This window comes from Microbacterium sp. KNMS (assembly GCF_053851835.1).
The window spans coordinates 1-247 of sequence record NZ_JBSQBP010000166.1; the positions used below are offsets into that span (position 1 = coordinate 1).

Consider the following 247-nt stretch of genomic DNA (forward strand, 5'->3'; position numbering starts at 1 on the left):
CCTTGTCGATCGCCAAGTGCGTGCTTCCTTTCGTAAGGAGAACCAGCACCCCTTACACACACCATTTGACACGCTCCCACGTGCGGGAGTACTCCCGCGGCGGCCCGACGAGCGCGGAGAACCTCGAGGCCCTGTGCCGGCCGCACCACTACCTGCGCCACCACACGAGATGGTCTCCGCGGGCGCTCGAGGGCGGCGGCATCGAGTGGACCAGCCCGCTCGGGCACGTTTACGTCACCGAGCCCGA

At 67.2% G+C, this 247-nt stretch carries 1 protein-coding gene; it reads left to right on the forward strand.

Translation table 11 applies throughout. The annotated features are described in order from the left end of the window. Window positions 1-65: 65 nt before the first annotated feature. Window positions 66-247 (forward strand): HNH endonuclease signature motif containing protein (locus ACWXWW_RS18255; RefSeq protein WP_455971451.1); only part of this gene is annotated, 182 nt, incomplete at its 3' end.